We start from the raw sequence: 9,094 nt of genomic DNA on the forward strand, positions 1-9,094 counted from the left end.
GCATCCAGAGCATCAGCAGAGTAGAAAGGCTTACATACCATGGCTCGTCCGGAATTCTCCCCGTGGGCGATCTCGGTGGCGCAGGTCGCGTCCCGCGCCGGCCAGTCCAAGGAGGTCGACGCCGACTTCCCCGCGCCCAGCGGCATCGGCGACGAGGTCATCGGCGTCGAGGAGGGCGCGCCGGTGCACGTGTCCGGCTCCTTCGACTCGATCGTCGACGGCCTGATCCTCGTCGCCCGCATCACCGCGCCGGTGCACGCCGAATGCACCCGCTGCCTCAGGCCCCTGAAGCGCGACTGGGGCATCGACGTCACCGCGTTCTTCCCGTACGAGTCCGACGCCAAGGCCAAGGATGGCGGCAAGACGAAGGGCGAGGTCGAGATCATCGCCGGCGAGGAGGAGTCGGAGGACACCTACCCGCTGCTCGAGAACGGCGCGTTCGCCGACATCGAGGCGCTGCTGCGCGACACGCTGGTCGAGAACCTGCCGCTGCAGCCGCTGTGCCGCGAGGACTGCCGGGGCCTGTGCTCGCAGTGCGGCGTGGACCTCAACGAGCACCCGGACCATCACCACGACGTCGTCGACAACCGCTTCTCCGGGCTCGCGGCCCTCAAGGCGCAGCTCGAGGCCGAGGAGCAGGAGCGGAAGTAGGCGCGAACCGCGGCGAAAATCGCCGGGCGTGACATCGTCCGCGCATTGCGCTAGAGTACTGAACGCTTAAGCTCAATGTTCGAACGAAATAGAGGATACTGAAAATGGCACTGCCTAAGTACAAGACCTCGCGCGCCAACACGCACTCGCGTCGCGCGAATTGGAAGGCGACCGCTACGGCCACCGTGAGCTGCCCGAACTGCGGCGCTCCGGCCCTCCCGCACGTGGCCTGCCCGAGCTGCGGCTCCTTCCGCGGCCGCATCTACCGTGAAGCCATCCGCCACCCTCACGCCAAGTGAGTCGCGAGCTGATCACGGCATGAACTGAAGAAAGCCCTGCCATCGACGGGTGGCGGGGCTTTCGCGTAACTATCCGCCATCGCAGGCGGCGGCACCGGCGCGACATCGCCAGTCGCGAATTCGCTCCGAGGCCACTGCCACGACCGACCCAACGAGACAACCACATCATCACCATCATGACGAACACGAACAAGACGAACCACCAGCAGCACACCACCGCCGACACGAACCACGCCGAGACCGCGGCCGAAACCGCCCACATCGTGCGCACGTCGGGCCCGTCCAACGAGGCCGTCGAGGCGCTCCTGAAGGTCCTCGACACCACGATCAGCCCGGAGCTGCTCGTCCAGGCGCTCACCCACCGCTCCTTCGCGCACGAGCACCCCGGCGTCAAGCACTACGAGCGTCTCGAGTTCCTCGGCGACGCCGTGCTCGAGCTCGTCGCCACCGAGACCCTGTACCGCATCCACCCGGACATGACCGAGGGCCAGCTGGCCAAGATGCGCGCCAAGGCCGTCTCCGAGGAGGCGCTGAGCGCGATCGCCCGCACGAAGCTGCACGTCGAGCCGTACATCCTGCTCGGCCGCGGCGAGCGCGCGCAGGGCGGCGCCGAGAAGAGCTCGATCCTGTGCGACATCGTCGAGTCGCTGATCGGCGCGACGTTCGTCGAGCATGGCATCGACGGTGCGCGCAACACCGTCCACCGCCTCATCGACGACACGCTCGCCGAGGTCGCGACCGAGGGCCCGGCGCTCGACTGGAAGACCTCGCTGACGGTCAAGGCGCACAAGCTCGGCAAGGAGGAGCCGGTCTACCACATGGCCGTCTCAGGACCGGAGTACGCGCAGGAGTTCACCGCGCGCGTCACTCTCGGCGACGACGAGACGATCATCGGCGTCGGACACGGCACCAGCAAGCGCAAGGCGCAGCTGGCCGCCGCCGAGGCCGCCTGGCACAGGCTCGACGAGTAGCGCGGCGCCCGGCCTCCCCTCCGTTCCGCCCATTGGGCCGCGCCGTGCAAACGTCTGCATGGTGAATAGACTGGAAACACACGCGGAAAAGCCGGTCACAAGCCGTACTTTTCCCTGATACGAGGCCGATTCCCGTCCCGGCGCGGGACATGAGCCTCCCGGCACGGGAATCGGCGAGAACAGCCCAAGTGAAGTGTGAGAGGATTATGGCTTTACCCACGCCTTTGCAGGCATTCAGCGGCGTGCCCAAGACCGCCGCGAGCGACAAGCAGACCATCGTCGACGGCGAGAAGATGACCGGCGCCCAGGCGCTGGTCCGCACGCTGGAGGATCTGGGCGTCCAGGACGTCTTCGGTCTGCCCGGCGGCGCGATCCTGCCGGTCTACCACGCGATCAACGAGGACACGAAGTTCCGCTTCACGCTCGTGCGCCACGAGCAGGCCGCCGGTCACGCCGCCGAGGGCTACGCGGTGGCCACGGGCCGCGTCGGCGTGTGCATCGTCACGTCCGGCCCGGGCGCCACGAACATGATCACGCCGATCGCCGACGCGAACATGGATTCCGTGCCGCTGGTCGTCATCACCGGCCAGGTCGGCGTCAACGCGATCGGCACCGACGCCTTCCAGGAGGCGGACATCGTCGGCGCGACCTACCCGGTCGTCAAGCATTCGTATCTGGTCACGCGCGCGCAGGACATCCCGCGCGTGCTCGCCGAGGCGCACTACATCGCGCGCTCCGGCCGTCCCGGCCCGGTCGTCGTCGATCTGACGAAGACCGCGCAGGTCGGCGAGATGTATTACTCGTGGCCGCAGCGCCTGATCCTGCCCGGCTACAACCCGACCACCAAGGCGCACGGCCGTGTGATCTCGGACGCCGCGAAGCTGTTCGCGCAGTCGTACCGACCGCTGCTGTACGTCGGCGGCGGCGCCGTGCGCTCCAACGCCTCCAAGGAGGTCGCCGAGCTCGCCGAGGTGACCGGCGCGCCGATCGTCACCACCCTGCCGGCACGCGGCATCGTGCCCAACGACAACCCGAAGAACCTCGGCATGCTCGGCATGCACGGCACGGTCGCGGCCACCGCAGCCGCCCAGCGCTGCGACCTGCTCGTCGCGATCGGCGCCCGCTTCGACGACCGCGTGACCGGCAAGCTCGACGCGTTCGCACCGCTCGCCCGCGTCATCCACATCGACATCGACCCGGCCGAGATCGGCAAGAACCGCGCGCCGGACGTGCCGATCGTCGGCGACGTGGCGACCGTGCTCACCGACCTCATCCCGGAGATCAAGCGCTCGCAGGCCATCGGCGGCAAGCGCGACCTGCGCCCGTGGTGGGAGGCGCTCGACAAGCTGCGCACCGACTACACCATCGACTACGACGAGCCGGTGGACCAGCCGACCGACGGTTCGCTGCAGCCGCAGTGGGTGGTCAAGCAGCTGTCCGCCAAGGCCGATCCGTCGACGATCTGGGTCACCGGCGTGGGCCAGCACCAGATGTGGGCCGCGCAGCTCATCGACTTCCACCAGCCCCACTCGTGGATCTCCTCCGGTGGCCTCGGCACGATGGGCTTCGGCCTGCCCGCCGCCATCGGCGCCGCGGTCGGCTCCGCGCGCGACTTCGCCGGCAAGAAGCCGGTGTGGCTCATCGACGGCGACGGCTCGTTCCAGATGTGCTCCGAGGAGCTGGCGACCGCGTTCCTCGACCACGCGCCGGTCAAGATCGCGATCCTCAACAACTCCGTGTACGGCATGGTCCGCCAGTGGCAGACGCTGTTCTTCGACCACCACTACTCCGCCACGAACCTGCTCGACGGCGAGGCGCACAGCGAGGCCGAGGAGGGCACTCCGGAGTTCTTCGACGTGCCGGACTTCGTCAAGCTCGCCGAGGCGTACGGCTGCGTGGGTCTGCGCGCGTTCACCGAGGAGGAGGCGCTCGCCGCCATCGACAAGGCGAACTCCATCAACGACCGCCCGGTGCTCATCGACTTCCGCGTCTGGAAGGACGCGATGGTGTGGCCGATGGTCGCCGCCGGCGCATCGAACGACGAGGTGACGTACCGTCCGGGCACGCAGCCGCTGATGGCCCATGCGGACGCCCCCGCCTCGGGCGTGGGCCAGCCGAGCGACGCGGGCTTCTGATCGACGCGCACGACAAGGTACGCAAGGTACTGGTACTAAGGAGAACTTCTCATGGCTAACTATCCCGCTTCCCAGCCCGGTTCCCACCGCCACACGCTGTCCGTGCTCGTGGAGAACCGCCCCGGCGTGCTGGCGCGCATCGCCGGCCTGTTCGCCCGCCGCGCGTTCAACATCAACTCGCTGTCCGTCTCCCCCACCGAGAGGCCGGACATCTCCCGCGTGACCGTCACGGCCGACGTCGAGGCGGTGCCGCTCGAGCAGATCATCAAGCAGCTCAACAAGCTGCTGCACGTGCTCAAGATCGTCGAGCTGGACCCGAACACCACCGTCGAGCGCGAGCTCGTGCTCATCAAGGTGGCCGCCGACCAGTCGACCCGTTCGGACGTGCTCGAGATCGTGCGCCTGTTCCGCGTACGCGTCGTCGACGTGAACCCGGAGTCCCTCACGATCGAGGCCACCGGCGCCGAAGGCAAGATCGACGCGCTGCTGGGCCTGCTGGAGCACTACGGTGTGATCGAGCTGGTCCGCTCCGGCGCCGTCGCCGTCACCCGCGGCCCGAAGGCCCTGAGCGAGAAGGTCCTCGGCTCGGAGATCACCGGCCGCTGACGCGCGCTGCGCGATCCGCATGGTCCGCCGTATCCGTGAAGGGGCGGTGTGTGCCCGTCATGTGAGTCATGACGGGCACACACCGCCCCTCTTTCGTATTTTGATGTGCTTCACATCTGCCTGCATTATGCATGCAGATGTGCTATCATCACATCATGTGGTGACAGCACAATGACAGCATATCAGCACGCGACATGCGCGCGGACAAGGAGTATCCCATGCCCACAACGACACAGTCCAGACGGGGAAGAACCAACACACTGACCGTCAGAAGGCTCTCCGACGAGTGCGTGAGCACTCTGAAGCGGGCCGCCAAGGCCAACAACCGGTCCATGGAGTCGGAGGTGCGCTCGATCCTCGAAGAGTTCACGGCCGAATGGATCATACAATGCGAACTCAAGCATGCGAACTTCTTCAGCGAGGTTCGCCGGTTCATGGAGGAGGAGGGAATAGAGGGATTCGACGAGAGCGAATTCATGCTGCCTGAGCGCGGCATCGATGACGGCCGACCGACGGTGGAGTTCGATGCGGCATGATCATTCTGGACACCAACATCCTCAGCGAGCTGATCAAGCCCCGACCGAACGAACAAATGATGTCATGGTCCGCCGGATTCACCGACAAGGATTTCGCCGTCACCGCGATCACCGTAGGCGAACTCTTCTATGGTCTGGGCATGTTGCCCGACGGTAAACGAAAGCAGACATTGGCACGTCTCATCGTTCGGGAGCTCGAACCTTTCTCCGATAGGATTCTGCCCTTTGACAACGCATCGGCAATGCACTATGCGCACATCAAATTCGCCCGCCGCGAGGCAGGACACCCCATCAGCGAACAGGACGCGATGATCGCGGCGATCGCACGGGCGCACGGCGCGACCGTGGCGACGCGCAACGCGAAGGATTTCGAAGGCACCGGAGTCGAACTCGTCAATCCGTGGGAGTACGCGGACTGACGGCCGTCACGCCGGCTCTCCGATGGTTTTCCGCCGAGGAGCCCGCCCGATGCGCCTATACGAGGCATCGGGCGGCATGGGAAGCCGCCCCGCACCGAAAGGAAGACCATGACCTTCCGTCATGACGAGCAGCTTCAGGACCTCGTGACCCGGTTCCTCGACTCGAAGAACCTGCACTACGGCGTCAACCCGGAGACCGGCGGCTTCATCTGCCACATGCAGCCGTCCGAAACGTACGCGTCGATGCCCGGGACGATCGACACACTCTCGCTGGTCGTCACCGTCGACCCCGATGTCGGCGGCATCACGTTCACGACGATTCTGCCGATTCTCCCGGAATCGCCCAGCAGGTCCTGCATCGCCGATCTCATCGCGATGGTGAATCACGAGAACGCCGAGCTGCGGATGGGGGCCTTCCTCATCGACGAGGACGACGGCACCATCATGTTCCGCATCGGGGCGCCGTACGTGGGCGACGACCTGCCCTCGATGGAGACGCTGGAGTTCATGCTGGACAACGCCGTCATCATGTGGTCGCGGGTCGGCGACCGGTACATCGATCTGCTGGTCGAGCACCGACGGTACGAGGAGGACGGCGACGAGGACGATGGCGAGGACGGCGACGAGGACGATGGCGACGGTGACGAAGATGACGACGACGGGGATTCAGGCGGCCTCAGCGATCGCGAACTGCAGGCCCAGCAGAGACTGCTCAACGCGATCTTCGGCCCCGACAACGACGTGACCAGAGACATGATCGGGTACGACGATGCGCCGGAAGACGACGGGCAACCCCCGACGAACCCCACGCCCCGCACGAACGCCGCCGACCGCAGACGCATACGGCTGGGGGATGCGCTCTACCGGTGCGGAGTCAGGGCGCAGGAGGAGCATCACGACCGCCGCGCGCTGATCTATTATCGGGAGGCCCTGCGCGTCTTCCTCGAGCTGGAGGACCGCGTCCCCGAATACCACGTCGCCGACACGAGGTTCGCCGCCGGCGACCTCCACTTTCGGATGCAGCACATCGCGGCCGCGAAACGCGAGTTCATCGAGTTCCTGAACGTGCGCAACATGATCCGCACCCGACACCACCCGTCCCAGCCGTTCGCCGACTACAAGATCGTCGAGGCCCACGATGCGCTGTCCGGTATCTACAGCATTGAACACAACAAGGAGCAGGCGAACCGCGAGGCCGTGGAACGCGCCCTGGCACGCGAGAACATCAGGAACAGCACCTCCCCCGAGGCGGCCCGAGCAAACGGCTACCGCTACTGACACACGACGGGCCGCCGGTCATGGTTCCGGCGGCCCACCACATCACCGTTCGCCATCAAGCTGACGCAGATGCTCGGTGATTTTCCTGATCAGATCCTTGTCGGGATGGGGGCAAAGCTCGGCCAGACGCAGCGCCTCCGTCCATTCCCGCTTCGCTTCCTCGAACCGGCCGGTGATCTGATGTAGGGTGGCGAGGTTGTTCAGAACCTGGGCTAGGTCGGGGTTCCACTTGTCGGGGTCGCGTCGGGCGAGCTCGCGGCGCAGGCGGAGCGACTCCTTGTATTCGTTCTCCGCCTCCGCGTATCGACCAATATCGTAGTGCATGCAGGCGAGGCACCCCAGAGTCGCGGCGAGGTAGGAATTCCATGCGTCGGGATTACGCCGGGCGATTTCACGGAACAGACGGAGCGACTCTTCGAAACCAGCCTCTGCCTCCCCGAACCGACCAATATCACGGTGCATGCAGGCGAAGTTGACCAAAACCCTAGCAAGATAAGAGTTCCACGCGTCGGGATTACGCCGGGCGATTTCACGGAACAGACGGAGCGACTCTTCGAAACCAGCCTCTGCCTCCCCGAACCGACCAATATCACGGTGCAGGACGGCGAGGTTACCCAAAGTCATGGCGAAGGCGGGAGGGCACGCGTCAGGGTCGCGTCGGTCGAGTTCACGGAACAGACGGAGCGATTCCTCGTACTCCGCTTCAGCCTCCTCGTACCGGCCGGTCTCGTAGTGCAGGGCGGCGAGGTCGTTTAGAACCTCGGCGAGGTCGGGGTTCCACTTGCCGGGGTTGCATCGGGCGAGCTCGCGGCACAGGCGGAGCGACTCCTTGAATTCGGCCTCCGCATCCTCGAACCGACCAATGTCCCGATGCAGGTTGCCAAGATTGACCAGAGTTGTGGCGAGATCGGGGCCCCATTGGTCGTGGTTCTCCTGTTCCAGTTCGCGGGCGAGTCGGAGGGCCGGGGTGAGGACGCGTTCCATGCTCTCGTAGTCGTGCTGGTCGTAGTGGTATACGGAGAGTCGGTTCTGGGCGTCGAGTCCGAGTCTGAGGTCGTGTTCGAGGCGGGCGGCGGCCTCCAGTGTGCGTAGGCGTTGTTCGCGGTTGCTTGGGGTGTCGGGTTTGGATCGTAGGGCGTCGTCTCTGGCGAGGAGCTCGGCGACGCGGTCGCGCAGGTCGTCCCGGTGTCGTTCCGCGAGGCGCGCGTGCAGTTCGGCGGCCGCCTGCTCGACCCGGTAGGCGGATGCGTCGTGTTCGGCCTCCGCGGTGATGGCCTCGAGGTCGAGGATCTCGAGCGCGTGGGGGACGTCGCCGTCCTGGAGCGCGTGGTAGGCGTCCGCCAACCGCGGCGAGACCGGGCGCCCGCCGTCGTTGGCCTCGGCGATGCCGTCCAGCAGGCGCAGGTAGTCCCCGTACGCCCGTTCGAGCTCCTTCAGGAGGGACGCGTGCTCGGACGCGACCTGCGCGTACCGGTCCCTCAGTTCGTCGTCGTCCTCGTTTCGCTGGTACTCCCCGCGCAGCGCCCGGTACTCCAGGTCGCAGTCGTGGTAGCGCTCGTCGAGCTCGCGGATCCTGCGGTACCCCCGGTAGGAGGCCACGTGGTTCAGGTCGATGTCCAGTCGCCGCCCGTCGAGGTAGACGGCGGTCCGTTCGCCGTCGCCGCGGATCTCGACGCCCGAGCCGGCGTCGAGGCAGCGGACCAGCAGCAGGAGCATGCCGAGCTTGAGGGAGTCCACGTGGGGATACCGGTTCCAGAAATGCCCCCACACGTCCGACAGGCGCGCGCGCAGCCCCTCCAGACCCGGGTCCACGACGCCGTCGGGAGGGTCGCGGAACCAGGTCGCCACGTACGGGCGGCCCGGCCGCCCGTCCCCGCCCCGACCGCGGGTCAGGCGGATCAGCCGTTCGAGCTCGTCGGCGACCCGCGGGTCGGCCCGGGTCAGGAACAGGAACACGCACAGGTCGGACCCCTCCATCAGCCGTTGGTTGTCCTCCCGTGTCCCGGGGTCGGGCTCGTACGGGTCCCAGTCCACGACCCGGAGGTCCACGCCCCGGTCCAGGTACAGGTCGGACAGGCCCTCCAGCAGGTCGCGCACCCCGCGACGGTCCGCGTCCAGCTCCCCGTCCGCCACCACGAACACCAGCACACGCGCCATCACGAGCCTCCCTCCAACACCACACACCCTACCAAAACACCA

The 9,094-nt window shown here is 66.5% G+C and carries 9 protein-coding genes; 8 read left to right on the plus strand and 1 reads right to left on the minus strand.

Annotated elements, in window-relative coordinates:
• Nucleotides 1–39: 39 nt before the first annotated feature.
• From JS528_RS07730 to JS528_RS07765, 8 genes are all read left to right on the plus strand, one after another.
• Nucleotides 40–651, plus strand: a complete 612-nt coding sequence (locus JS528_RS07730; RefSeq protein ID WP_214358500.1) for a YceD family protein — start codon at nt 40–42, stop codon at nt 649–651.
• Between the two features lie 104 nt (nt 652–755).
• Complete coding sequence (gene rpmF / locus JS528_RS07735; protein ID WP_214358501.1) at nt 756–950, plus strand: 50S ribosomal protein L32; 195 nt, start codon at nt 756–758, stop codon at nt 948–950.
• A 176-nt stretch (nt 951–1,126) separates the two neighbouring features.
• Nucleotides 1,127–1,921, plus strand: a complete 795-nt coding sequence (rnc, locus tag JS528_RS07740) for a ribonuclease III (protein ID WP_214358502.1) — start codon at nt 1,127–1,129, stop codon at nt 1,919–1,921.
• A gap of 206 nt (nt 1,922–2,127) precedes the next feature.
• Nucleotides 2,128–4,056 (plus strand): acetolactate synthase large subunit, encoded by a 1,929-nt coding sequence (locus tag JS528_RS07745; RefSeq protein WP_214358503.1) that lies wholly within the window; start codon nt 2,128–2,130, stop codon nt 4,054–4,056.
• A 51-nt stretch (nt 4,057–4,107) separates the two neighbouring features.
• Nucleotides 4,108–4,662, plus strand: coding sequence for an acetolactate synthase small subunit (gene ilvN, locus JS528_RS07750; protein ID WP_214358504.1), 555 nt, complete (start codon nt 4,108–4,110; stop codon nt 4,660–4,662).
• A gap of 218 nt (nt 4,663–4,880) precedes the next feature.
• Nucleotides 4,881–5,198, plus strand: coding sequence for a FitA-like ribbon-helix-helix domain-containing protein (locus tag JS528_RS07755; RefSeq protein ID WP_214358505.1), 318 nt, complete (start codon nt 4,881–4,883; stop codon nt 5,196–5,198).
• Entirely contained in the window at nt 5,195–5,617 is a 423-nt protein-coding gene (locus JS528_RS07760) for a type II toxin-antitoxin system VapC family toxin (protein ID WP_214358506.1), read from the plus strand. The genes JS528_RS07755 and JS528_RS07760 overlap by 4 nt, the downstream gene beginning before the upstream one ends.
• A 108-nt stretch (nt 5,618–5,725) precedes the next feature.
• Nucleotides 5,726–6,895, plus strand: a complete 1,170-nt coding sequence (locus JS528_RS07765) for a type III secretion system chaperone family protein (RefSeq protein ID WP_214358507.1) — start codon at nt 5,726–5,728, stop codon at nt 6,893–6,895.
• 42 nt (nt 6,896–6,937) lie between these two features.
• Here the strand turns inward: JS528_RS07765 and JS528_RS07770 are convergent, their stop codons facing one another.
• Entirely contained in the window at nt 6,938–9,052 is a 2,115-nt protein-coding gene (locus JS528_RS07770; RefSeq protein WP_214358508.1) for a tetratricopeptide repeat protein, read from the minus strand.
• Between the last annotated feature and the right edge of the window lie 42 nt (nt 9,053–9,094).

The organism is Bifidobacterium santillanense, assembly GCF_018555385.1.
GTDB classification, from domain to species: domain Bacteria; phylum Actinomycetota; class Actinomycetes; order Actinomycetales; family Bifidobacteriaceae; genus Bifidobacterium; species Bifidobacterium santillanense.

Excerpts from the sequence above, each read along its gene's own strand:
- JS528_RS07755 (WP_214358505.1), top strand. The coding sequence starts at position 4,881 with ATGCCCACAACGACACAGTCCAGACGGGGAAGAACCAACACACTGACC.
- JS528_RS07730 (WP_214358500.1), top strand. The coding sequence starts at position 40 with ATGGCTCGTCCGGAATTCTCCCCGTGGGCGATCTCGGTGGCGCAGGTC.
- JS528_RS07765 (WP_214358507.1), top strand. The coding sequence starts at position 5,726 with ATGACCTTCCGTCATGACGAGCAGCTTCAGGACCTCGTGACCCGGTTC.
- rnc (WP_214358502.1), top strand. The coding sequence starts at position 1,127 with ATGACGAACACGAACAAGACGAACCACCAGCAGCACACCACCGCCGAC.
- JS528_RS07770 (WP_214358508.1), bottom strand. The coding sequence starts at position 9,052 with ATGGCGCGTGTGCTGGTGTTCGTGGTGGCGGACGGGGAGCTGGACGCG.
- JS528_RS07760 (WP_214358506.1), top strand. The coding sequence starts at position 5,195 with ATGATCATTCTGGACACCAACATCCTCAGCGAGCTGATCAAGCCCCGA.
- ilvN (WP_214358504.1), top strand. The coding sequence starts at position 4,108 with ATGGCTAACTATCCCGCTTCCCAGCCCGGTTCCCACCGCCACACGCTG.
- rpmF (WP_214358501.1), top strand. The coding sequence starts at position 756 with ATGGCACTGCCTAAGTACAAGACCTCGCGCGCCAACACGCACTCGCGT.
- JS528_RS07745 (WP_214358503.1), top strand. The coding sequence starts at position 2,128 with ATGGCTTTACCCACGCCTTTGCAGGCATTCAGCGGCGTGCCCAAGACC.